Here is a 22,492-nt window from a genome sequence, read left to right as displayed (position 1 = left end):
GGATCAGCGGCCCAAGAACCGCGGTTCGCGCCGCTCCGCGAACGACCGCAGGCCCTCCTGAAGGTCAGCGGTTCGCGACACCGCCTCCTGTGCCCATGCCTCTTGTTCGAAAGCGCGGTCACGGCCGGACTCCGAGGACACCAACAGCAGTCGCTTGGTGTGCCCGAGCATCACCGTCGGCCCAGCCGCAAGCCGGCCGGCCAGCTCACCGGCGACCGCATCCATAACGTCCGGTGCGACCACGCGATTGACCAGTCCCAACCGCTCACTGGTGGCGGCGTCCACGGGTTCGCCGAGCATCAACAGCTCGGTGGCCTTACGTAGTCCCACGATCCTCGTCAGCAGAAAAATAGCGCCGGAATCGGGAAGCACACCGCGGTGCGCGAAGGCCGCGACAAGCTTTGCCTCCGTGGACATGACGACGAGATCGCAGGCGAGAACCAGGCTGATTCCTGCCCCGGCCGCAGTGCCCTGCACCGCGGCGACCACCGGCTTGTCGCAGTCGAGGATTGACGAAACCAACCGTTGCCAGCCGTTCTGCAGCATCCGAGCGACGTCCCCAGACCGCTTCTCGGCCATGGGCGGCTGGGGCGCTGATCCAGCTGCCAACCCGGCCCCCGCGCAGAAGTGCCGCTGTCCAGTCGCGCCCAGTAATACCGCACGCACCGCCGGGTCGTCACCGGCGCGTTGGAAAGCCTCGGTCAACGCATCACGAGCCAACGGGGACAAGGAGTTTCCCGCTTCGGCCCGATCAATGGTGATGCGGCAAACACCGTCGGCACCAACGTCCGTCAGGATTCCTGGCTGCTCCTCGCCCAACTCACTCACCCCTGCCGTTAACGGCGTTTCCGCTTTTCGGGTATCTTAATTTCCACACTTGCCGGAGCCACGATATTCGCCAGAACTGAGGAGGCGCGCCATGACCGGCTCCTCTCAATCGGGGCACATCACCGACGAAGGGCTGGCCAGGTTGCGTGCCAACATCGGCATCGCCGTTCCACATACCCTGCCACCCCACTACCTCCGCCCCAATGAAGACACTTTCCGCCATGTCGCCGAAGCCTACGGTGACGCCAATCCGATGTGGACCGATCCGGACTATGCCGCAAAGTCGGTCTGGGGTGAATCGATCGCGCCGCCTGCACTGGTCGGAGGTGACACGTTGATCGGCGAAGACGAAGTCACTGAGCTCTCCGAGAAGGATCGCGCCCTCACCAAGGGCGACCCACTGCGCGGGGTGCACGCGTTCTACGCGTCGTCTGCACGAGAGTGGTGGGCTCCGCTGCGGGCCAACCACCGGGTATTTAGGCGCAACGCGCTTGTCGCTGCGCTCGACAAAAGCAGTGAGTTCGCCGGTCGGGCGATTCACGAGTGGTCGGCACAGGTGTTCCGGGACGATGAAGGCATGCTTCTCGGCGGGCAGTACCGCAACATGATCCGCACCGAGCGCAGCGAGGCCCGCGGTCGCAAGAAATACGCGTCGATCGAACTCAAGACCTGGACAGCTGAGGAGATCGCCGAGATCGACGAACGCTACGCGCGGGAATCCCCGCGGGGCGCCGAGCCACGGTGGTGGGAAGACGTCAACGAGGGCGATGCACTCGGCACATTGACCAAGGGTCCGCTCACCGTGACCGACATGGTCTGTTGGCATGTCGGCATGGGTACCGGTATGTACGGGGTGCGTCCCCTGCGGTTGGCGTGGCGCAACCGGCAACGCATTCCCCGCTTCTACACCCCGAACGACCATGGCGTCCCCGATGTCCAGCAACGCGTGCACTGGGATCCGGACGCGGCCCGAAATGCCGGCAACCCCACCACTTTCGATTACGGCCGGATGCGGGAGACGTGGTTGATCCATCTGTGTACGGACTGGATGGGCGATGACGCCTGGTTGTGGAAGCTGGACTGTGAGTTCCGGTTGTTCAACTACGTGGGCGATCTGCACACCATCACCGGAACAGTGACTCGAAAGTATCTCGCGGAAGGCGACCGCCCCGCCGTCGACGTGGAACTCGCGGCGACCAACCACCGCAACGAGATCACCGCACCGGGACACGCGACCATCTTGTTACCCAGCCGGGACCGCGGCCCGGTGCGGCTGCCCGATCCGCCCGGCGGAGCGACGAACCTGACGGATCTCCTCACCGCCCTATCAGCCGAATTCGCAGAACGGTGACAGCTGCCGTGGCATATGCGAGCGTTCCCGGACTTCGGGCCGAGCATCAAGGCCCGGTTCTGTGCCTCACGATGGACCGCGCCGAGCGGCGCAACGCCGTCAATGACACCATGCTCGACGCAATGATCGAACACCTCGCCGCCGCCGGCATCGATGAGGCGGTGCGCGTCATCCGCATCGACGCCGACGGACCGGACTTCTGCGCGGGATCCGACCTCATCTCCAACAACGCGAAATCCGAGCGCAAGCCTCGAGTCGGCAGCACGCAGCGCCGACTACCGAACAAGGCCAATCGGCTTATTCCGTTGATGCTGGAGACCCAGGTGCCGATTGTCGCGGTGGTCCGCGGCTGGGCTGCCGGCTTGGGCTTTCACATCGCGTTGGCGTCCGACTTCTGCGTGGCCGCCGAGGACGCTCGGTTCTGGGAACCGTTCATGGCCCGTGGTTTCACGCCCGACAGCGGCGCCGCCTGGCTGCTGCCACGTTTGATCGGGATGGTGCGGACCAGGCAGCTGCTGATGCTCGGCGAGGAGATCTCCGGCACCACCGCGGCCGACTGGGGCATCATCCACCGCGCTTATGCACCAGAGCAATTGGCTTCTGCTGCAGAGGAACTCGTTACGCGGGTTGGTGAGGCGCCCACCGTCGCCCTCGGTCTCACCAAGTGGCTGCTGCACAGTGCCAACGGGCTGGACCTCGACCGCCATCTGCAGAACGAAGCCTTGGCGCTGGAATTGTCCAGCCGCAGCGACGATTTCAAGGAGGGTTTGGCGGCCTTTCGCGACAAACGCGACGCGAAGTTCCAGGGCCGCTAACAGATCATGACACGATTGCCGATCACCGCCGACACCTCCGCCGCCGACGCCGTCGACATGGTGCGGCAGTGGATCGCCGCGGAAGTACCCGCGGCGTGGCGCTCGGCCGCCGCCCAAGGGCCGGAGGCCCTGCGGGCCATCCGCTCCGCTGCCGACTACCGCGATTGGTATCCGACATTCGCCGACTCGGGACTGGTTGCACCGACCTGGCTTCCGGAGCACGGTGGCCTCGGCGTCGGCAACGACATTGCACGCGCCATCGAGAGCGTTCTCGCACCGCTCCGGCTCACCCGGCTGAATCCCCTGGGGCTCAACAACGCGGCCGCGGCGTTGTTCAGTCACGGCACCGAAGAACAGCGGCTGCGTTTCCTGCCGCCCATCGTCCGCAACGAAGAGAAATGGTGTCAGCTCTTCAGCGAACCCGGCGCAGGCTCCGATCTCGCGTCGTTAGCCACCCGGGCCGTACGCGACGGGGACCACTGGGTGATCTCCGGACAGAAGGTGTGGACCACCTGGGCCGACGAGGCGGACTTCGCGATCCTGCTCGCGCGCACCGATCCAGACCAGCCGAAACACAAGGGCATCACGTACTTCCTGCTCGACATGCACCAACCGGGCGTGGACGTGCGACCGCTGCGCCAGATCACCGGTGAAGCGGAATTCAATGAAGTCTTTTTCGATGGCGCGCGGGTGCCCGACGAGCATCGGGTCGGGGAGATCAATGACGGCTGGCGGGTCAGCGCGTCGACCCTGTCCAGTGAGCGGCAGATGGTGTCCGGATCCGGATCCGGCGGTATGGGCCGCCTGGGTGGTTCCAGCGCAGAGCGCTTGATCTCCCTGGCCCGAGAAATCGGGCGTTGGGACGACCCCGTGGTGCGAAGCAAGATCATGCGTTTGTGGGCCCAGGAGCAGATCCGCGGCTGGACCAATACCCGCGTACGTGCGGCACTTTCGGCCGGCCAGTCGCCCGGTGCAGCGTCCTCGATCGGCAAGGTCCATCAGGCAACGCTCAATCAGCAGATCCAGAATTTGATGGTTGATTTGCTGGGCACCGCCGCGGTGGCGTGGCCGGCGACCGGCGACCCTGACGCGTTGCCCCGCGAGGTGCAGGGCATGCTGCGTAGCCTGGCCAACGCCACCGAGGGAGGCACGACTGACATCAACAAAAACATCCTCGGCGAGCGCGTGCTCGGCCTGCCCAAGGAACCGGATCCGTGGAAGGGTAAGCCCTGGAAGGAAATTCCCCGCTCATGAGCGGCTACGAGCGGTTGATCGTCGAGAAGTCGGACGGAGTCGGCTGGCTGATCCTGAACCGCCCGGATGCCGGCAACGCGTTCGATGCGCTGATGCTCGACGAACTCGAGGCCGCCTGGGGCGAGTTGGATGCCGACCGCGACGTGCAGGTGATCGTCAATGCCGCCAACGGCAAGGCGTTCTGCACCGGAATGGACGTGGTGCAGGTGGCTCGTGACAAGGCCGCCATGCGGCGGCACTCGCGCCGGACTAGGGACGCCGAGCTGAAGATTTCGTCGTGGCACTGCGCGGTGTGGAAACCGGTGATCGCGGCGGTCAACGGGGTATGTGCGGGCGGGGGTCTGCACTTGGTTGCCGACGCCGACATCGTGATCGCCGCCGAGCAGGCCTCCTTCGTCGACCCGCATGTCTCGGTGGGTCAGGCCGTCGCATACGAGGCAATCACACTGCTGCGTAAGTCTCCGATGGAGGCGATCACCCGAATGGCGTTGAGTGGTAGGGGCGAGCGTATCTCGGCGCAACGGGCCTACGAATTGGGCATCGTTTCGGATGTCGTGCCGGCCGATCAGCTTCGGGCGGCCGCCGGCCGGCTGGCCGCCGCCGTCGCGACCAACTCGCCCACCGCGATGCGCGCCACCAAGAAGGCGTTGTGGCATGCCCTGGAAGTCGGCCTGTCCGCGGCCAAACACGCTGCCAGCGAGGAGATTTGGCGGTTGCGCAATCATCCTGACCATGCCGAGGGCGCACGCGCGTGGCGCGACAAGCGGCCCGCTCGCTGGCAGCCGCTCGACCCCGCGGAGGCGTCGTGAGCTATCAAAGGTTGCTCGTCGAGCGGCGCGGCCCGGTCGGCTGGATCATCAACAACCGACCGGATCGACTCAACGCATACGACGCGACAATGCGCGCGGAATTCCCCAGGGCGTGGGCGGAATTGGATGCGGACCCCGGCGTGCGCGTCATCGTGCACACCGGCAATGGCAGGGCCTTTCAGGTTGGCGCCGACGTCGAAGATTTAGACGGTGAGGCGGTGCAGCAGTTCCAGGAATCGATGCGCACACTGGACCTGAAGTTGACCGGCTGGCATTGCAATGTGGGGAAGCCCGTCATCACTGCCGTCAACGGGGTGTGCGCGGGCGGTGGATTGCATTGGGTTGCCGACGCCGACGTCGTCATCGCGTCGTCCGACGCAACCTTCCTCGACCCGCACGTCTCCATCGGTCAGGTCAGCGCGCTGGAGACCATTGCGCTGATGCGAAAGATGCCCGCCGAGGCGGTGTTGAGGATGGCGCTCGTCGGCAGCCACGAACGTTTGACCGCCCAACGCGCGTATCAGCTCGGGATGATCAGCCAGATCGTCGACCCGCCCGACAAGCTGCGCGACGTCGCACAGGAGCTGGCCGAGAAAATCGCGATGAACTCGCCTGCCGCGATGCGGGCGACCAAGCGCGCGTTGTGGGGGGCGCTCGAATACGGCTTGACAGATGCGTGCCGAGCGGGTGCCAAGCACTTGACATCAATGTGGGGCCACCCCGACCAGAACGAGGGGCCACAGGCATTCGCCGACAAACGCACACCCAATTGGCAACCGCTGGAGCCTGACTCGTGAGTCTCGCCGAACTGCTGGCGGGCCTGCCCGATACCGCTGTGCACACGTTGACCGTCGACGTGTCGCGCAACGACCTCGTCGCGAGTGCCGACCGGCTGGCCGCAGTGCTCGCCGAATCCGGTTTGGCAACCGGACAGGTCGTCGCCGCCATGCTGCCCAATGACGCCACCACGGTGGCCGCACTTTTCGGGACGTGGCGTGCCGGTGGGGTCTACACGCCGCTCAACCCGCGCGCCGCCGATGCGGAGGTGGCGTCACAACTCGCCACCTTGCGGCCGGTCACGGTGATCACGACACCGGACCTTGCCCATCGGTTCGCGGAATCCGGGTTGCCCGTCGTAACCGGATCGAACTTGATGTGGTCGCTTTCGCCGTCGGCCGCACCGTCTCCCGATCCGCGGCAATACGACGCGGACGTGGCGCTGCTGCAGTTCACGTCGGGGACCACCGGCCCGCCCAAGCCGGTGCCATTGCGCCACGCCACCGTGCTCGACCTGATCGACCGGCTATTGGCCAAGCTGCGTGGCGCAAAATCGACTGCCACCCAAGGGAACCGGACGCAGATGCCGAACCTCGTGCCGCTCTCATTGTCGTTGTGGGCCGGGATCTACCAAGTGCTGTTTGCCTTTCGGGCGGGCTCGGGTGTCGTGTTGATGGACAAGTTCTCACCTTCCGAGTTCGCCGCACTGGTCAAGCGGCACCAACTGCGTTCCACGGTCTTGCCCCCCGCTGCCTTGACGATGGTCCTGCACGACGAGTCGGTCACCGACCTGTCGCCGCTGAAGATCGTGCGATCGATCACCGCTCCCCTGTCCCCCGTGCAAGCCGGTCGGTTTCGCGACAAGTTCGGTGTAATCGTGCTCAACTCCTACGGCCAAACCGAACTCGGTGGCGAAGTCGTCGGATGGTCGGCCGCCGACGCACGGGAATGGGGCGAGACCAAGCTCGGCTCGGTGGGACGCCCGCTGCCTGGGATAGATGTCACGATCACCGACGACGAGGTGATGGTACGCACGCCGACGACGGCCGCTCGCCAGATCGACCCGGCGTTCCTCGACAGGCTCACCGATGACGGCTGGTTTCATACCGGTGACCTTGGGTGGCTCGACGGCGACGGGTTCCTGTGGCTGGACGGCCGGGTGTCGGACATGATCAACCGCGGTGGGCTGAAGGTCTTCCCGGGCACGGTGGAAGATGTACTGCTGGCCGCCGAGGGAGTACGCGAAGCGGCGGTGGTCGGGATTCCCGATGAGCGCCTCGGCGAGGTGCCCTGGGCGTTCGTCGCCTGTCACGACCGCGCGCTGTCCGAAGACGACCTGATCGCCTGGTGCCGTGAACGTCTCACGCCCTACCGCGTACCCGTGCGGGTGGTGTTCGTCGAAGAGCTGCCGCGCAACGATGTCGGCAAGGTCGTCAGACGCAAACTGGCCGCGATGGCTAGCGCCTGATTCTGCGTCGGCCGTTACGCATGGGAACTTTAGGGGCGGTAGCGGTCGTATACGGCCGTTTGCTATCTTGAGAATCAACATTCTCACGCATGGTGGAGGCGCTGGTGACCGACGTAAAAGCATTCGAAGTCTGGGACGCCGACAACCACATGTACGAGACGATCGATGCCTACACGCGCTACCTGCCCGAGAAGTATTCCGAGGCGCTGAAATTCGTCGACGTGAACGGACGCAAGAAACTACAGATCCTCGGCGTGGTCACCGAGTGCATCCCGAACCCGACCTACGAGGTGATCCCGACGCCAGGCGCATGGGCCGACTACTACCGCGGCATCAATCCGGAGGGCAAGTCGCTGCGAGAACTGGCCCAGCCCATCCGCTGCCCGGACGCGTTCCGGCGCCCGGATTTACGGCTGGAGCTGATGGACCAGCAGGGTGTGGACGGCGCGGTGATGTTCCCGACCACGGCGGGCATGCTCGAGGAACGGACAAAGTCCGACACCGAACTGACCCACGCGGTGACGCATGCCTTCAACCGCTGGCTGCTCGACGACTGGACGTTCAACTACCAAAACCGCATCTTTCCCGTGCCTGCGATCTCGCTCAACGATCCGGCTGAAGGGGTCAAGGAACTCGAGTGGTGCCTGGAGAAAGGCGCCAGGACGGTGCTGATCCGGCCGGCCCCAGTACCGCGCGCAGACGGCACTTCTCGATCGCCGGCGCTACCCGAATTCGACGACTTCTGGCGGCTCGTCGAGGCATCGGGTATCTCGGTGCAGATGCACAATTCCGATTCCGGCTACGACCGTTACGTCGACGACTGGGAAGGCGGCGACGAGTTCCAGGGGTTCCAACTCACCAAGCTTCGCGGCTTCATCTACGAAGAGAGTCGCCACATCTTCGACACGCTCGCGGCGTTCATCGCCCACGGCGTCTTCGAGCGCTTCCCCGGTCTTCGCATCGGTGTGGTCGAGAACGGCGGATCGTGGGCTCAGCGGTTGATGGAGGTATTCGACCGGGTCTATCGCAAGAAGCCCAAGGACTTCACCGAACACCCCTGTGACGTCTTCCGCAGGCACGTCTGGGTCAACCCGTTCCATGAAGAGGACATGTCACACCTCGTCGACGTCCTCGGCGCCGACCGGGTGATGTTCGGTTCGGACTTCCCGCATCCAGAGGGGCTCGCCCACCCGGCGGATTTCGTCAAGGAACTCGTTAACCTTCCCGCCGACACCACAGCACAGGTGATGGGCGGCAATTTGAAGCAGCTCATCGGCCTGTAACCAGTCAGGAACCGAACCGCGCACGCAGTTCGTTCTTCAGCACCTTCCCAGTAAGGTTTCGTGGCAGCGCTTCCACGACTTCGAGTCGCTCCGGAAATTTGTGCCGGCTCAACCCTTGCGCCTGGCAGTGTCCGGCCAACTCGTCAAGTGTCAGTTCACGTCCGGCCTCCGCGACCACGATCGCGCAAACCCGCTCACCCGTGCGAGAATCCGGGACCCCGATGACCGCGACGTCGGCGACCGCCGGGTGGGTAGCCAATGCGTCCTCGATTTCCAGCGCCGAAATGTTCTCGGCGTTGCGGATGATCGCGTCCTTGATGCGTCCGGTGATGGTGACGTTGCCGTCGCCGTCGATATGTCCGCGATCGCCACTGCGGAACCACCCATCGCTGTCAAATGCGTCGGCGTTCAACGAGCTGTCGACATATCCCAGGAAGCACTGCGGCCCCTTGAGCCGAAGTTCACCTTCCTCGCCGACACCAACCTCGCGCTCGCGGTCGTCGACGACGCGCACAGACACCCCCGCGACCGGACGTCCCACCGTCCGGTCGAGGAGATCCGGGGCCGCTTCTGGCCGCTGCGACGTCGCGACCGGGAACTCGGTCAAGCCCCAGGAATTGGCGACGCCGTTCACTGAAAACGTTTCCCGCACTTGCCGTCCCAGCTCCGCGGTGATCGGCGCGCCACCGGCGACGCACCCACGTAGATCCGGGTAGAGCGGTTGGGCTCCGTGTGCGCGCTGCGCGGCCATGAACGCGACGAAAAACGGCGTCGCGGTGCCTAACAGCGTTGGCCGGTGTGCGGCGATCGCCTGCGGTGTGGTCGCGGGATCGAACGTGTCGAACAGCACCAACCGCATGCCGGTCCGCAAGCTGCCCGCGAGCATCGCCGCGCCACCGATGTGCGAGATCGGAAATGCGATCGGGTTGACGTCATTACTCGATGCCCCCACGATGCCGACCACCCCCGCAGAACCCGCGATCACCGAACGGTCGCAATGCCGAGCACCTTTTGGCGCCGCCGTGGTACCCGAGGAGTAGTAGACCCAGCGTGGGGCCTCAGCGGTTGCCGGCGGCGCAGGCAGCATGGCCGGATCGCTGATCGGCAACCGCAGCGCCCCGGTGATCGGCGCGTCATGGTCGATCACCACAACGGCCATTGGCTGTTCGGCCGTTAGTTCGCGGGCAAGCGCGGTGTGGTCGAAACCGCGCCAACGACCGGGCACGACCAAAACCTCAGTCTCGAGTTGTCTTGTCGCGAAGCGAACTTCGCGTTCTCGCCAAATCGGCAGGATGGGATTCTGCACGGCACCTAATCGGGTGAGTGCGACCATCACCACCATCGTTTCCAATGTGGTCGGCAATTGCCACGACACCACAGTGCCCTCTCCCACTCCGGAAGCCGCCAGCGCTGCTGCCGTCCGCAATGCCTCGTCGCGAAGTTGCCCGCAGGTCAGGCTGCGACCGAAGTCGTCGGCGAGGACGATGCGGTCGGGGTGTGCCTCGGCCGCGACTTCAACCAAGCCCCAGTACGTTTCGGACATCAGGGGCTCGGCAACAAAAGCCGACGTTTGGCGAGGATGTTACGCATCATCTCGGAGCTTCCGCCGGAGATCGTATAGGCGCGTGACCACAGCCAGCATTCTCGCAGACGTTGTTTGGCCTGTTCGACGCTAGGATCCGCAGCCACCGTGCATACCGTCGCGGCGAGTTCGGCGCCATACGCCGAAACCCGGTGATAAGTCTCGGCGAAACTCAGCTTGGCGATCGAACCGTCACCCGGGTGCTCGGCACCGGCGATGAGACGTTCGACATGGTCATCGATGAAAGACTTCGCCACCTCGACTTCGACGGCGAGCTCGGCAACTGCATGGCGGATGTCATCGTGTTCGAGCGCCGAGGTGCCGTCGAGAACGGCGTTGCGCGCCACCATCACCAGATCATCGATCAGCAGCTCGAGCAAGATGACGTTGCCGCCGATCCCGAACCGCTCGAAGTCCAAGCCCGCCATGATGATCGACCAACCCTGGCCGACTTCGCCGATCAGGCTTCCCGCAGGCACCGTCGCACCGTCGAGGAACACTTCGTTCACCTCGACCGCCTCGTTGATTGTCCGGATCGGACGAACCTCGATGCCCGGCGTCGACATCGGCACCGCGAACACCGAAAGGCCATGGTGTCGTGATGAATTCGGGTCGGTGCGGATGAGCGCCAGCCCCATGTCGGCCCACTGTCCGTCGGTGATCCAGATCTTGTGACCGTCGATCACCCATTTCCCGTCGGGTTGCTCTGCGGCCCTGCTGCGGATGGCGGCGATATCGCTGCCGGCGTCAGGCTCGCTGAACAACTGACACCACACATGCTCGCTGCGGCGAATCGGTGGCAGCCACGCTGCTTTCTGGTCGACCGACCCAAAATGCAGCAGCACGTGGGCCGCGAGGTTGACCTGGTCGACGGGCCGCGGAGCACGGGCACGCAGGATCTCCTCGCTGACGATGCGGTCGTGCAGCGGGTGGTGATCGGCGCGGCCGCCATGCTCGACTGGCCAGTCTGCGCCGAGGAAACCCGCGCCGAACAACGAGGCGAACCATCTCCGCAACTGCGCTTCCTGCTCAGCGCTTTCCGGTGCCCGGCGTCCTTCCCTCGCTTCGAATGGCGGTGCGTGTTCGGCGATATGCGCCCTGACGCGCTGTCTGAACTCGGTCAACTGCGCGTCGCTTGGTCGGGCAACTGCGGCACTCACCAGCCCGCCCTTTCCGCAAAAAGCGCCCGACTGGACCGAGCCGTGCCGAGCAGATAGGCGTTCGTGAAGACCCGGCGCAGCTCATGGTGCAGCGGGTACTCCCAGGTGAAACCGATGCCGCCCGACAGTTGCATGCATTCGTCGACGGCGGCGGTGGCCTTGGCAGTGACGAACGCGTGAGCCGCCGCTGACAAAGCGACGGCGTCATCCGAAATGCCATCGGCCACCAACGCGCGGGCGGCCTTCATGACGACCGCGCGGGCCTTCGCCTCGAAGACCAACAGATCCACCAGCCGGTGTTGCACCGCTTGGAAACTCGCGATCGGCACACCAAAGGCGATGCGCTCCTTCAGGTAGCCGACCAGCCGATCGAATGTGCTCGACAGCGCTCCCAGCGAATCCGCGCTGAGCAAGACCCTGGCCACCGCCAGCAGCTGAGCCGCTCGTAGCGGATCGGCGATCAAAACACCCTGTGTCCCAGCGACATTGACACGCCACGCCGCGCGGTCGACATCGAGCAATTCGTCATCGCGGCTTCTCGGCATTGCTTTAGACGCCTCGAACAGCTGGATCCCGTTGTGCCCCAGCGTGATCAAGATATCGATCGCGTCGCCGCGCGCAACCCGAACGGTTTCGCCGGACAGCGCACAGCCTGCGGTCGCGGTTCCGTCGAGCATCGCAGGCAGCCATCGGTCGCGCACCTCACGGGGGGCCAAAGTCAATGCCGCCGCTGCCAGCACACAGCCGAACCACGTCGAGGAGTTCCGTGCGCGGCCGAGTTCCTCGGCGATGACTGTCGTCTCAACTGGGCGCCATCCGCTGCCACCAAAAGTCTCCTCGACGAGCAGCCCCGTCCAGTCCATCGCGGCGAGTTCTTTGACGGAGTCCTGGGCGACCCGGCCCGTCAGGAAATCGCGTGCCGATGCGCGCAGCAGATCGAGGTCGACGTCCCCCTCGTCTGCGTCAGCCATCGAGTTTTAGCTCCGCTGTATCAACTGGTCAGCGTTGTCACGCATGATCCGTTTCTTGGTGGCGTCGTCGAGCGGTTCGAGCAATTTGACGAAGTCAGCAGGCTCGGCCAGCCCTTCCGCGTGCGGGTAGTCAGAGCCCATCACCAGGCAGTCGTCGTAGCCCAGGCTGTTGACGATCGCGGGAGTGTCGTCCTCGGGGTACGGCACCACCCGAACGTGCTGCCGGAAGATGGCGGACGGCTTTTCCGTCAGTTTTCCCCCGATCCATGGACCATTTCGGCCCATGCCGCGGCTCTTGTCCATGTGCTTGGTGAAGAACGGCACCCACTCTGCACCGTGTTCGGCGACAAGCACGTTCAACCCTGGGAATCGGCCGAACAGGTTGTCGAAGATCAGGGCTGACAGGGTGTCCTCGATGGGGCGCTGGCCGTAGATGTTCATCCACTGCCAGGCCGACATGTGCCACGAGGCAGGGTCTGCGCAGTGCCCCCAAGCAGGTGAGATCGCATCGAAGTACCAGAACGGCATGATGTGGAACACCAGGACACAGCCGGCTTCCTGAAGGCGCGCGTAAATCGGATCAAAGTAGGGGTCCCCCGGAGATCGACCGTATGCCGGGCCGGTGGGCAGCAGGACAAATTTTGCACCCTGCGCGATCAATGCCTCGGTTTCGGCGACGGCCGAGTCGAGGTCGCGAAGTGAAAGCAGCCCGGTCGCGTAGATGCGGTCCTGGTAGTTGAACCCCCACTCCTCGTCGAACCATCGGTTGAACGACCGGAGATTTGCGTACAGCGCCGCGGTGTCATCAACGTAGTGCTCGGCAGACAGGGCCATGCCGCTCGGATAGATCACCATCCGCTCGACGTTCTGCTTCTCCATCACCGCGAGCCGTGCTGAACGCTCGATGTACTCGGGCTGCATGGGCTGCGGCTCGTAGGACTCCTCTGGGTTGCCGGATCCCATCTGCCTCAGCATCTCTTTCAGCGATCCGGGGCGGTACGCGACGTCCAGGCCCAGCCCGCCTTCACTGTTGAAGGTTGCGACACGATGGCCGGCCAGGATTACCTCGACGCCGTCAGCTCCGCGCACGGTCGTGATCGCCCGGTCCTGGAACTCCTTGGGCAGGTAGCGGGTAAACGCATCGCGCGTCTCGTAGCAATGCGTGTCGCAGTCGATGATCCCGTAGTCGAGTTTCGTCGTCACCGCGCGGCCCCTTCACGTGAGAATGGATATTCTCCTATTTCAGAAAAGATACTATCCTCGTCCGGGAATGCCTATCCCGGGTCGGGCCGGGCGCACCTGGAGGCAGGCGATCGATGAGTGAGGCCGACGAACTCCGGCGCGCGGTGCGGAAATTTCTGGAGGTCACGTCACCGACCGGGCGGGTGCGGGAACTCATGGCCACCGAAGAGGGATATGACCACACTGTGTGGCGTCAAATGGCCAGCGAGCTTGGACTGCAGGGCATCGCCGTTCCCGAAGAGTACGGCGGGGCAGGTGCCACGTTATCCGAGCTCGCCGTCGTGTTCGAGGAGATGGGCGCCGCGCTGTTGTGTGCGCCGTTCTTCTCCACCGTCGCACTGGCCACGCAAGCGATTCTGTGCAGCGGCGACACCGCAGCTATGGGCGACTATCTACCGGGTTTCGTCGACGGGTCCACGACCGCGACGCTCGTCCTTAACGGCCAGCTCGATGCGTGGGATCCGCAGGCCGTCACGCTGACGGCACGCGCCGACGGCGCCGGTCATCGGATTCAGGGCGACGCGGCTCTCGTCCTCGACGGCCACACCGCCGATGTTGTTCTCGCCGCGGCGAATACGAGCGCAGGCACGTCGCTGTTCGCCATGTCGGGGAACGCGGACGGGCTCACCCGTGAACCGCTCACGACTCTGGACCGCACGCGAAAAATCGCACGTTTGCAGTTCCACGACGTCCCCGCCCGGTTGATCGGAAGCGAGGGTGACGCGGCCGCGGGCTTGGCCCGCACCTGCGACCTCGCGATCGCTGCGTTGGCCGCTGAGCAGGTCGGTGCCGCCCAACGCTGCCTCGATATGGCGGTGGGCTACGCCAAGCAGCGAATCCAGTTCGGGCGCGCCATCGGCAGCTTTCAGGCGATCAAGCACCGGTGCGCGGACATGCTGGTGCTCGTTGAGGGCGCCCGTTCAGCCGCGGTCCACGCCGCGGAATCCGCCGACCGCAGCGACCTGCCGATCGCTGCGTCAGTAGCGAAGATGGCCTGCTCGGAAGCCTTTCTGCAGGTCGCATTGAACAACATGCAAATCCACGGCGGGATCGGATTCACCTGGGAACACGACGCCCACCTGTACGTTCGACGCGCCAAGGCCACCGAACTGATCTTCGGGAGCCCCGACCACCATGCCCAACGCTTGGCAGCCCTCGTCGCACCATGAAAGGACTAACGTGGCCATCTCCTACTCTCTGGAACTGCCCACTCACCGGGTAGACGCCGTATCTGAATTCGTCACCGCCGAAGCGATCTCCGAGATCGCGCGCGTCGGCGAGGCGAGCGGATTCTCCGCCGTGCACGTCACCGACCACCCCGCCCCGGACGCCAAATGGCTCGACCACGGCGGACACCACGCCCTCGACCCATTCGTGGCGCTGTCGTTCGCGGCGGCCGCCACAACGGACGTCAAGCTGCTGACGAACGTCTACATCGCCGCCTACCGCAATCCATTCCTCGGCGCGAAATCGATCCAGAGCCTTGACGTCCTGTCCGGGGGCCGGCTGATACTCGGCACCGCCGCGGGTTACCTCAAACCCGAATTCAGAGCGCTCGGAATAGATTTCGACAACCGCGGGGCGCTGCTGGACGAAGCGCTGGATGTCCTGGCCAAGGTGCTTACCGGCGAGGATGTCGCCTATGACGGCACCTCGTTCACCGCCCGCGCTGTGCGCCTGTATCCCGTACCGGCGACTCCCCCACCGATCTGGGTTGGCGGCAACAGCAAGCCCGCTGTCCGCCGCGCGGTTGGCCGTGGGCAAGGGTGGGCGCCCTTCAACACGTTCGGCTACGCCACCGCGTCACGAACCGCAGAGATCTCGACGCTCGACGAATTGGCGGCAGCAATCACCTGGGCCAGGAAGTACGCGGCCGAGATCGGCCGTACCGAACCGCTGGACATTTGTTTCTCGGCAGGCAACCTGCTCGACGAAACCAAGTCGACCGACGAACGGCACGCCACGATCGCCAAGCTCGAAGCGATGGGCGTGACCTGGCTGACCATCGCACCTGCGGGGGCGACCCGGGCCGAGGTCATCGATCACGCGCAGGCCTTCGCAGCGGAGTTCATCGCATAAGGCTGTCGGCTGCGAAGGCGTCCACGCTGATGCGCCGATGCGCGAACAACCACCGCCCGTTCAGCGGTACGAGGACGTCGCGATAGCGTCCCCAGTGGTCGAGACCGATGTCAGTATGGACGGCGAAATAGCTACTGACCTCAACCCGGTCCTTGGCAACAGACCCGAACCGGATGCTTGAAACGTGATGGCGCACATGTGTTGGCGCCGGTCTTGCCGGATCGGGATTTTTGGCCATGGCAGCGCCGAGCCCGGTCTCGATCTCTGCGGGCCCGGTGAGCGGTTGTGCACCTCCGGTGAATTCGAGCACGCCGTCGGGTCCGAAGCAGGCCGCCAGACCGCGCAGATCAAAGCGGTCGGTGGCCGCGGTGTAGTCGGCGAGCGTCTGGCGTACCGCCTCGCGGATCGCAAGTTCCCAGGTATCCATTTGCTCTCCTTCAAGAATTGGCTGGAAATTGCGTTCTCGCACACGATAACGTCTATTCTCATGCCGCAACCCAGCCTGCTTGATCTGTTGACGCCAGCCACCACCGCCCTGGTTACTCAGGAATGCCAGGGCGGCGTGATCGGTCCCCAGGCCGGTCTGCCCATGCTCGCCGAGGAAGCCAGACGGGAAGCGATCCCGAACATCGCCACGCTCCTCCAGGCCGCTCGCGCCGCCGGCGTATCGGTCGTCCACTGCGTTATGCAAAAGCGCCCCGACAATCGTGGGTCCAACACCAACGCCAGGCTGTTCATGGCGGGAAAGTCATTCGCCGCCGATTTGACTCCGGGCAGCCCGGGCGCCTCGCTACTGCCTGAGTTCGGCCCGGCTCCAAGCGATCTGGTGTTGACCCGCACGCACGGTGTCGGACCGATGACGGGCACCGACCTCGACTCGGTACTGCGCAACCTCGGAGTCCAAACCATTGTGGGCGTGGGCGTCTCGGTCAACATCGCGATTCAGAACTTCGTGATGGACGCGGTGAATCGCAGCTATCAGTTCGTGCTTCCTCGTGATGCGGTATGCGGTTACCCACGCGAATACGCGGAATCGATCATCGACAACACGTTGGCCCTGCTGGCGACGGTGACCACCACCGAAGCGGTGGTGAAAGCGTGGACCGAGCTCTCCGGGCCTGGCCCCCGATAGATGTTGCATGGCGTTGGTGATAACGTCATTTCCATATATCGTAAACGGTCATATTCGCTGCTCTGGAGGGATCAGTCACATGTCCACCCGGTCCTTGCCCTATCCGGTCTTCGACATCGACAACCACATGTACGAGACGACGGACGCGCTCACCAAGTATCTGCCCAAAGAGCACCGCGGCAAGGTCGGCTACGTCGAGGTCAACGGACGACCGAAGCTTGTCGTCAAGGATCGCATCAGCCACATGATTCCCAACCCGACATTCGAGCGGGTGGCTAGGCCGGGCAGTGCCGAGGACTACTTCTTGGGCAACAATCCAGAGGGGCTGAATTTCCGCGAATTCATCGGTGAAGCAATGGATGTCATCCCCGCATACCAGTATCCGGGCCCCCGGCTGGAGCTGATGGATGAACTCGGCATTGATCAGTGCGTCATGTATCCCACACTCGCCAGCCTCATCGAGGAGCGCACCACCGACGATGTCATCCTGACCCACGCAATCATCCACGCGCTCAACGAGTGGATGCACGAACACTGGACGTTCAACTATCACGACCGCATCTTCGCGACGCCCGTCGTCTGCCTGCCACTCGTCGACGAGGCCGTCAAGGAGCTGCACTGGTGCCTCGAACGGGGAATGAAAACGTTTTTGGTTCGGCCCGCTCCGGTGCCCAGTCGCTTCGGCGGCTCGCGATCGATGGGTCTGCCCGAGTTCGACCCGTTCTGGGAGGAAGTCGTCAAGGCCGGCGTTCCGGTGACCATGCACGCGTCGGACAGCGGATACCAGAAACACCTCATGGAATGGGAGGGCGGCGATGAGTACCTCTCGTTCAAGCCGAGCGCACTGCGCGAGGTGGTGATGGGACACCGCGCCATCGAGGACACCTTGGCCGCGATGATCTGCCACGGCGCGCTGTCGCGCTTCCCCGACCTGAAGATCTTTTGCGTCGAGAACGGCAGCGGATGGGTGCGCAATCTCCTCGAGCAGCTCAACACCGCGTACAAAATCATGCCCAAGGAGTTCGACGAACATCCTGTCGAGGTGTTCAAACGCAACATCTACATCCACCCGTTCCTCGAGGACGACGTCAAAGGGATCGTCGACATCATGGGTGAGGATCACGTGATGTTCGGCTCCGACTTTCCCCACCCCGAGGGCATCGGTGACCCGTTGAGCTTCGTCGACCGGCTCGACGGCATCTCCGACGTCGCGAAGGCGAAGATCATGGGCGGCAACGCCATTGAGCAATTGGGACTCAAGGTCCCGGCATGACGCCGGCCTCTCCCACGGTCTACGAAGGCATCTCCGGTTTTGAATCGCACGTCGGCGAACACCTCGGCTACAGCGGGTGGCACCGGGTCACCCAGAGGGAAATCGATCTGTTCGCCGAGGCGACCGGTGACCACCAGTGGATTCATGTCGATGCGGAGCGGGCGGCCGAAGGTCCGTACGGTAGGACGATCGCTCACGGATATCTCACCCTGTCACTGGTTCCCATTCTCGTGCAACAGATTTACCGGGTGACGGGACTGTCGATGCAAGTCAACTACGGATCTGACAAGCTTCGCTTCCCCGCCCCGGTACCGGTCGACTCCCGCATCCGCGCCGGCGCCGAACTGATCAAGGTGGAACGCAACGACACGGGCGGCCGCGCCACCGTGCGAGTCACCGTCGAGGTCGAGGGGTCCGACCGGCCGGCATGCGTGGTCGACACTATTGCGGCTATGGTCGACGCCTGAACCTACGCGTTCAGCAGCCGCTCGCCGATAACCTGATCGGCACGCAGCTTCGTCAGCTCGTCATCTGACAGACCGAGAGTGGCCAGCACGTCGTCGTTGTGTTGGCCGAGCGTGGGCGACGGTGCGCGGTGATGCCGCGGGGGTCCCGGCGTGATCCGAAATGGCCAGCCCGGGAAGCGATGTCGCCCAGAGAGCGGATGTTCGAGCTCCTCGTAGAAGCCGCGCGACTCGAGCTGGTCGACATCGTACATGCGGTCGGGGGTGAGAATCCGCTCTGCGGGTACTCCTGCCCGACGCAGGCGCTCGGCGGCTTCGTCGGATGTCCGGGCCGCAGTCCACTCGGCGAGCACCTCGTCGAGAGCGTCGTGGTTTCGCAGCCGTGCCTTCGGTGCGGCGAACCGCGGGTCGTCCCGTAGGTCGGGGCGGCCGATCACGTCGACGACGGCGGCCCAGTCGGCATCATCACGCACCGAAATCGCCACCCACTCATCGTCGCCACTGGCCGGGTAGACACCTTGCGCATAACTGCGGTGGCGGTTGCCCTCTCGCTCGTAAACCCGCCCCGTGAGCGAGTATTCGATGACGGGCTCGGCCGTCACCGCCGCGCCGATCTCGATCTGCGCGACCTCGATCAGTTGGCCTTCACCGGTTCTGCGCTTGTGCTCGAGGGCGGCCAGCAGTGCGACGGTGGCGTGTACACCCACGATCGGATCGGCAGGCCCTTGCAGGTTGCACGGTGGACCGTCGGGGTAACCGGTGGCTGCCGACATCCCCGATATCTGCTCGAAGTTCAGTGCCCATCCGACGTAGTCGCGCCATGGGCCTTCGAGTCCGAGGCCCGGCATCCGGACCATGATGACATCCGGATTCACCTTCACCAGCGACGCGTAATCCAAACCGAACTGCTCGACCACGCGCGGAGAGAAGTTCTCCACCACGACGTCTGCCTCCGCGGCCAGCTTCAGTGCTAATTCACGGCCGGCTTCGGTGCCGAGATTCAACGTGATATCGCGCTTGTTCAGGTTAGTGCCCTGCCACATCGGTCCTATCTCGTACCAGTCATCGCTGCTGCGCAGCAGCGAGCCCGAATACCGGTGTGCGTCCGGACGTTGGATCGACTCGACCTTGACGACATCAGCGCCGAACGCACCCAGATAGCAGGTGAGGTAGGCGCCGGACCAGAATGTGCTCAGGTCGAAGACCTTCAGATCCGCGAAAGGCATTGCCGCATCGGCAACCTGCGACGCGGCCGGCGTAGTCCGTCGATCGTGCGAGGAAGCTGTCGCGCGGTCACCGAGCCGAGGCGCTGGTTTCGGTGGCTCGACCGGCGTACGGGCCAACCGGAAGGGTGCGCCCGGCCGGAGGAAGCGTTGGCCTCCCGCTTCGCTTTCGATGAAGAATCCCCGCTCGCGGTACTGGGGACAGTCGAGGATGGATGCTCCGTCGTTGACCGGTGCCGCGGGAATTCGCATCGCCTGGCTTAACTCGACCAGATCGGAGACGGTCATCGAATCGAGCCAGGGCTGCGCCTTTGCGAAGAACTCCTCGCGTTCGGGGCCGCCCAGCATGATGGCTATTTGGTGGTCGCCGAATTCCGGCAGTCCTACCATCGCGCAGACGTCCAGCCAGTGCTGCCCGGTCAAGCAGTTGATCCCGATCCAGCCGTCGGCGGCGCGCACAATGCCCAGCATCGGGGCCGCTTTTGAATTCGGCGGAAGATTAAGGCTTTTCAAGCGTTCAGCCATCAGCATCGGATAGGCCAAGGTCGATAAGAGCGACTCGAACGCCGAGACATCGACCTCGATCACGCGCTCAAGGCCCGCATCCGCGACCCGCAGGGCCGTCAGCGCTCCTAGCGCGGCGTAGCTGCCCGCGATGTACTCGGGGATACGGGCGCCGGCCTGCACCGGCGGCCGGCCGAATTCGCGAGCGTTGACCCACCCTGACGCGGCCTGCAGGGTCAGCGACGTCGACTGGCGATTCCGCCGCGGCCCCTCCTGGCCGTAGTCGGAGATCCGGACGACCACGAGATCCGGATTGAGGTGTTGGAGAGCCTCACGGTCGAGCCCCCAGTTGAACCTGTCGGCTGATCCGGCTGGCAGATCCTCGACGACCACGTGCGCTTGAGCGATGAACTCGACGAGCGCTTCGGGATGCGCCTCGAGATCGATTGTCAGCCCGTGCTTTCCGGCGTTCAAATACTCAAACAGTCCACTCGATGGGCCCCACCTTCGCAGCGGATCCCCTGCCGGCGACTCAACCTTGTACACGTCGGCACCCAGATCGACGAGCAACTTCGTGCAATACGGTGCCGCAATGTCGGTTCCGACCTCGACGACCCGCAGCCCCGACAGGGATCCGGTCACGCAGGCACTCCGATCGCCTTCGGTTCCATGTAGGCCCGCAGTCCCATCACGCCACCTTCGCGCCCGATTCCGCTCTGCTTGAAGCCGCCGAAGGGCGCGTCGCCGGGTATTGTGCCATTGATCGAGACCTGACCGGTCCTGATCCGTCGCGCAAGTCCGACCGCGCGCTCGATGTCGGTGCCCCAGACCGCGCCACCGAGGCCGTAGGCCGAATCGTTCGCGATGCCAACCGCTTCGTCGTCGTTGCGGTATCGCAGCACCGTCAATACCGGCCCGAACACCTCCTCCTGCGCGATAAACGACTCGGCGGTGGCATCGGTCAAAATCGTTGGCTCGAAATAGAATCCGCGGTCGAGTCCGGTCGGCCGCCTGCCGCCGGCGACAATCTTCGCCCCGTCGGTTTCCGCGCGCCTGACGAAACCCTCGACCCTGTCCAGATGTTGGCGACTGATCAGCGGACCCATGCCGGTCGCCTCGTCCGTCGGGTCGCCCACTGTGACGTTGCGAGCCAGCGCGGCCAGCTGATCGACGACATCGTCGTGCAGCGTGTCCGGGACCACCAGACGGCTGTTCAGGATGCAGGCCTGACCCGCGTGCATCGTGCACCCTTCGAAGAGCAGCCGCTCGAGCAATTCGTCGGTCAGATCGACATCGTCAAGCAGAATGCTCGCCGATTTGCCGCCGCACTCGAGCAGGATTCGTTTCATTGAGGTTGCGGCGCCGGCCATCACGTCGCGACCGACGGCCGAACTTCCGGTGAAGGTCACCATGTCGACCCGGGGATCGAGCGTCAGGATCTTGCTGGCCTCGACGCTGCTGGGGGTCACGACGTTGACCACGCCGGGTGGAATGTCGGTCTCCTCGTCGATCAGCCGCGCCAGTGCGAGGCCCGCCATCGGTGTCAGCGGTGAGGGTTTGAGGACAAGGGTATTGCCCGCGGCCAGCGCGGCACCCAGCTTCATCACGTTCAGCGTGTGTGGAAAATTCCACGGTGTCATCGCCGCGACCACACCGAGTGGCTCGTAGCGCAACAGGGTGGTGCCCGTCGCGCCCCACGCATCCATCGGCGCCTCAGCCGGCTCGAGCGCGAGTTCCGCGGCATGGCCGACCATGACCGCGGGCCCCTCGACGTGGATCAGCCGCTCGTTTGCTGTGCAGCCCCACTCGGCCTGGGCCAGCGCGTAGATCTCGTCGCCGCGGGCGAGCAGCGCGTCGCTGAGCTGTTGGAGGCAGCGGGACCGCTCGGCTGGATCGGCCAGGGGCCACGGACCGGAATCGAAGGCGGCACGCGCCGCACCAATGGCCCGCTCGACCTGCGCGACGCCGGCGTCCGGCGCCGAGGCGATCACATGCTCTGTTGCCGGGTTGAGGACGTCGTATCGCCCGCTGTCCGGTTCGACCCATTGACCGTCGATGTAGACGCCATAGCTGTCGATGAGGCTCGACTCGGCCATCACATCACTGGACCTTCCTGGTCGGTCGCCGAACTGCGCACTCCTCGGATGTCGATACGAGGATGCCCGACAGTTCTTCCAATTGTGTACACCCACTAATGCACCACCGTCAACGACATCGATTTCAACTGGGCGAATAGTGATTGACATGAATACTGTCTGTGCTGTAGACACAGCACTA

At 64.4% G+C, this 22,492-nt stretch carries 20 protein-coding genes; 12 read left to right on the top strand and 8 right to left on the bottom strand.

Translation table 11 applies throughout. The features are described 5' to 3' along the window. Positions 1-3: 3 nt before the first annotated feature. On the bottom strand, positions 4-828 hold the full coding sequence (locus tag AC5Y2L_RS22325) for an enoyl-CoA hydratase/isomerase family protein (RefSeq protein WP_499932249.1): 825 nt from the start codon (positions 826-828) through the stop codon (positions 4-6). A 91-nt stretch (positions 829-919) separates the two neighbouring features. On the opposite strand from AC5Y2L_RS22325, the gene AC5Y2L_RS22320 reads away from it, so the two are divergent. The 7 genes from AC5Y2L_RS22320 (at position 920) to AC5Y2L_RS22290 (ending at position 8,585) form a co-directional block, all read left to right on the top strand. Next, entirely contained in the window at positions 920-2,179 is a 1,260-nt protein-coding gene (locus AC5Y2L_RS22320) for a hotdog family protein (protein ID WP_499932251.1), read from the top strand. 8 nt (positions 2,180-2,187) lie between these two features. After that, positions 2,188-2,994 carry an enoyl-CoA hydratase/isomerase family protein gene (locus tag AC5Y2L_RS22315; RefSeq protein WP_499932253.1) on the top strand — a complete coding sequence of 269 codons (807 nt, stop codon included), beginning with the start codon at positions 2,188-2,190 and terminating at the stop codon, positions 2,992-2,994. A 6-nt stretch (positions 2,995-3,000) separates the two neighbouring features. Further along, positions 3,001-4,248 carry an acyl-CoA dehydrogenase family protein gene (locus tag AC5Y2L_RS22310; RefSeq protein ID WP_499932255.1) on the top strand — a complete coding sequence of 416 codons (1,248 nt, stop codon included), beginning with the start codon at positions 3,001-3,003 and terminating at the stop codon, positions 4,246-4,248. Continuing rightward, entirely contained in the window at positions 4,245-5,057 is an 813-nt protein-coding gene (locus AC5Y2L_RS22305) for an enoyl-CoA hydratase/isomerase family protein (RefSeq protein ID WP_499932257.1), read from the top strand. The genes AC5Y2L_RS22310 and AC5Y2L_RS22305 overlap by 4 nt, the downstream gene beginning before the upstream one ends. Beyond that, positions 5,054-5,854 carry an enoyl-CoA hydratase/isomerase family protein gene (locus AC5Y2L_RS22300; protein WP_499932258.1) on the top strand — a complete coding sequence of 267 codons (801 nt, stop codon included), beginning with the start codon at positions 5,054-5,056 and terminating at the stop codon, positions 5,852-5,854. The genes AC5Y2L_RS22305 and AC5Y2L_RS22300 overlap by 4 nt, the downstream gene beginning before the upstream one ends. Next, positions 5,851-7,302 carry a class I adenylate-forming enzyme family protein gene (locus AC5Y2L_RS22295; protein WP_499932259.1) on the top strand — a complete coding sequence of 484 codons (1,452 nt, stop codon included), beginning with the start codon at positions 5,851-5,853 and terminating at the stop codon, positions 7,300-7,302. The genes AC5Y2L_RS22300 and AC5Y2L_RS22295 overlap by 4 nt, the downstream gene beginning before the upstream one ends. A gap of 89 nt (positions 7,303-7,391) precedes the next feature. Continuing rightward, complete coding sequence (locus tag AC5Y2L_RS22290; RefSeq protein ID WP_499932261.1) at positions 7,392-8,585, top strand: amidohydrolase family protein; 1,194 nt, start codon at positions 7,392-7,394, stop codon at positions 8,583-8,585. A gap of 4 nt (positions 8,586-8,589) precedes the next feature. Here the strand turns inward: AC5Y2L_RS22290 and AC5Y2L_RS22285 are convergent, their stop codons facing one another. Genes AC5Y2L_RS22285 through AC5Y2L_RS22270 form a run of 4 tightly spaced genes read right to left on the bottom strand, consistent with a single transcriptional unit; the run spans position 8,590 to position 13,501 of the window. Next, positions 8,590-10,128: a class I adenylate-forming enzyme family protein gene (locus AC5Y2L_RS22285; RefSeq protein ID WP_499932264.1), complete on the bottom strand. Its 1,539-nt coding sequence runs from the start codon at positions 10,126-10,128 to the stop codon at positions 8,590-8,592. Beyond that, a complete protein-coding gene (locus AC5Y2L_RS22280) occupies positions 10,128-11,327 on the bottom strand; it encodes an acyl-CoA dehydrogenase family protein (protein WP_499932266.1) in 1,200 nt (399 codons plus the stop codon). Before AC5Y2L_RS22280 ends, AC5Y2L_RS22285 begins: the two co-directional genes overlap by 1 nt. Then, a complete protein-coding gene (locus tag AC5Y2L_RS22275) occupies positions 11,324-12,298 on the bottom strand; it encodes an acyl-CoA dehydrogenase family protein (protein ID WP_499932268.1) in 975 nt (324 codons plus the stop codon). The genes AC5Y2L_RS22280 and AC5Y2L_RS22275 overlap by 4 nt, the downstream gene beginning before the upstream one ends. A gap of 6 nt (positions 12,299-12,304) precedes the next feature. Continuing rightward, a complete protein-coding gene (locus tag AC5Y2L_RS22270) occupies positions 12,305-13,501 on the bottom strand; it encodes an amidohydrolase family protein (RefSeq protein ID WP_499932270.1) in 1,197 nt (398 codons plus the stop codon). Between the two features lie 113 nt (positions 13,502-13,614). Here AC5Y2L_RS22270 and AC5Y2L_RS22265 point away from each other — a divergent pair, with 113 nt between their 5' ends. Then, the gene (locus tag AC5Y2L_RS22265; RefSeq protein WP_499932273.1) at positions 13,615-14,709 is read left to right on the top strand and encodes an acyl-CoA dehydrogenase family protein; all 1,095 of its coding nucleotides are present in this window, start codon (positions 13,615-13,617) and stop codon (positions 14,707-14,709) included. Positions 14,710-14,719: 10 nt separating this feature from the next. Beyond that, positions 14,720-15,619 carry a TIGR03619 family F420-dependent LLM class oxidoreductase gene (locus tag AC5Y2L_RS22260; RefSeq protein WP_499932274.1) on the top strand — a complete coding sequence of 300 codons (900 nt, stop codon included), beginning with the start codon at positions 14,720-14,722 and terminating at the stop codon, positions 15,617-15,619. On the opposite strand, the gene AC5Y2L_RS22255 is transcribed toward AC5Y2L_RS22260, so the two are convergent. Then, positions 15,609-16,046 carry a nuclear transport factor 2 family protein gene (locus tag AC5Y2L_RS22255; protein ID WP_499932277.1) on the bottom strand — a complete coding sequence of 146 codons (438 nt, stop codon included), beginning with the start codon at positions 16,044-16,046 and terminating at the stop codon, positions 15,609-15,611. The two genes, AC5Y2L_RS22260 and AC5Y2L_RS22255, sit on opposite strands and share 11 nt — an antisense overlap. Before the next feature lie 60 nt (positions 16,047-16,106). On the opposite strand from AC5Y2L_RS22255, the gene AC5Y2L_RS22250 reads away from it, so the two are divergent. The 3 genes from AC5Y2L_RS22250 to AC5Y2L_RS22240 all read left to right on the top strand — a co-directional run bounded on the left by AC5Y2L_RS22250 (position 16,107) and on the right by AC5Y2L_RS22240 (position 18,491). Continuing rightward, a complete protein-coding gene (locus AC5Y2L_RS22250; RefSeq protein ID WP_499932279.1) occupies positions 16,107-16,751 on the top strand; it encodes a cysteine hydrolase family protein in 645 nt (214 codons plus the stop codon). A 79-nt stretch (positions 16,752-16,830) separates the two neighbouring features. After that, positions 16,831-18,024: an amidohydrolase family protein gene (locus AC5Y2L_RS22245; RefSeq protein WP_499932281.1), complete on the top strand. Its 1,194-nt coding sequence runs from the start codon at positions 16,831-16,833 to the stop codon at positions 18,022-18,024. After that, positions 18,021-18,491 carry a MaoC family dehydratase gene (locus AC5Y2L_RS22240; protein WP_499932283.1) on the top strand — a complete coding sequence of 157 codons (471 nt, stop codon included), beginning with the start codon at positions 18,021-18,023 and terminating at the stop codon, positions 18,489-18,491. Before AC5Y2L_RS22245 ends, AC5Y2L_RS22240 begins: the two co-directional genes overlap by 4 nt. Before the next feature lie 2 nt (positions 18,492-18,493). On the opposite strand, the gene AC5Y2L_RS22235 is transcribed toward AC5Y2L_RS22240, so the two are convergent. Together AC5Y2L_RS22235 and AC5Y2L_RS22230 are read right to left on the bottom strand one after the other, a co-directional pair. Then, positions 18,494-20,857, bottom strand: coding sequence for a CaiB/BaiF CoA transferase family protein (locus AC5Y2L_RS22235; RefSeq protein ID WP_499932285.1), 2,364 nt, complete (start codon positions 20,855-20,857; stop codon positions 18,494-18,496). Beyond that, a complete protein-coding gene (locus tag AC5Y2L_RS22230; RefSeq protein WP_499932287.1) occupies positions 20,854-22,311 on the bottom strand; it encodes an aldehyde dehydrogenase family protein in 1,458 nt (485 codons plus the stop codon). The genes AC5Y2L_RS22235 and AC5Y2L_RS22230 overlap by 4 nt, the downstream gene beginning before the upstream one ends. Positions 22,312-22,492 lie beyond the last annotated feature (181 nt).

The organism is Mycobacterium sp. NGS66, assembly GCF_059812225.1.
Note: the sequence above shows the minus strand (reverse complement) of the source record. Positions and strands in the feature narration are given on the sequence as shown.

Bases quoted from the DNA above. Each gene is read 5' to 3' on its own strand.
- AC5Y2L_RS22285 (WP_499932264.1), bottom strand. From the start codon at position 10,128: ATGTCCGAAACGTACTGGGGCTTGGTTGAAGTCGCGGCCGAGGCACAC.
- AC5Y2L_RS22230 (WP_499932287.1), bottom strand. From the start codon at position 22,311: ATGGCCGAGTCGAGCCTCATCGACAGCTATGGCGTCTACATCGACGGT.
- AC5Y2L_RS22240 (WP_499932283.1), top strand. From the start codon at position 18,021: ATGACGCCGGCCTCTCCCACGGTCTACGAAGGCATCTCCGGTTTTGAA.
- AC5Y2L_RS22245 (WP_499932281.1), top strand. From the start codon at position 16,831: ATGTCCACCCGGTCCTTGCCCTATCCGGTCTTCGACATCGACAACCAC.
- AC5Y2L_RS22290 (WP_499932261.1), top strand. From the start codon at position 7,392: ATGGTGGAGGCGCTGGTGACCGACGTAAAAGCATTCGAAGTCTGGGAC.
- AC5Y2L_RS22250 (WP_499932279.1), top strand. From the start codon at position 16,107: ATGCCGCAACCCAGCCTGCTTGATCTGTTGACGCCAGCCACCACCGCC.
- AC5Y2L_RS22265 (WP_499932273.1), top strand. From the start codon at position 13,615: ATGAGTGAGGCCGACGAACTCCGGCGCGCGGTGCGGAAATTTCTGGAG.
- AC5Y2L_RS22255 (WP_499932277.1), bottom strand. From the start codon at position 16,046: ATGGATACCTGGGAACTTGCGATCCGCGAGGCGGTACGCCAGACGCTC.
- AC5Y2L_RS22310 (WP_499932255.1), top strand. From the start codon at position 3,001: ATGACACGATTGCCGATCACCGCCGACACCTCCGCCGCCGACGCCGTC.
- AC5Y2L_RS22275 (WP_499932268.1), bottom strand. From the start codon at position 12,298: ATGGCTGACGCAGACGAGGGGGACGTCGACCTCGATCTGCTGCGCGCA.
- AC5Y2L_RS22305 (WP_499932257.1), top strand. From the start codon at position 4,245: ATGAGCGGCTACGAGCGGTTGATCGTCGAGAAGTCGGACGGAGTCGGC.
- AC5Y2L_RS22320 (WP_499932251.1), top strand. From the start codon at position 920: ATGACCGGCTCCTCTCAATCGGGGCACATCACCGACGAAGGGCTGGCC.